This is a genomic window from Chryseobacterium sp. 2TAF14 (assembly GCF_052115105.1).
GTDB lineage: Bacteria > Bacteroidota > Bacteroidia > Flavobacteriales > Weeksellaceae > Chryseobacterium.
The window spans coordinates 1-400 of record NZ_JBFRGA010000383.1; the positions used below are offsets into that span (position 1 = coordinate 1).

The 400-nt window shown below is 35.8% G+C and carries 1 protein-coding gene; it reads right to left on the minus strand.

Features of this window, described 5'->3' with window-relative positions; all coding sequences use genetic code 11:
• Positions 1–400 (minus strand): histidine kinase dimerization/phospho-acceptor domain-containing protein (locus tag AB4Y90_RS18270; protein WP_441558975.1); only part of this gene is annotated, 400 nt, incomplete at both ends.

Below are 400 nucleotides of genomic sequence, written 5' to 3' on the forward strand. Positions count from 1 at the left end.
TTTTTTATCCATATACATTTGTCCGGAATCAAGCCTTGAAACATTAAGGAAACCAGTGATCATATTGTTCATATAATCTACCTGTTTGAGCGATCTTTCAAGCATGTTCTTCTGCTTTACGCTTTGCTCATCTACAGCCATTCTCTGCAACATCTGCAGATATACTTTAAGAGAAKTAAGAGGCGTTTTAAGTTCGTGGCTTACCATTCCCATAAAGTCATCTTTTCTTTGCTCCTCTTTTTTTTGTTCGGTAATATCTCTTAATGTACCGTTAAGACTCAGAGGATTCCCCTTTTGGTCATAGAATACTCTTCCACTTGCCTGCAGCAACCTCCCTTTTTTATCTTCATTATTTTTAATTCTGTATTCTATAAAATAATGACCGTCAGAATCTTTACTC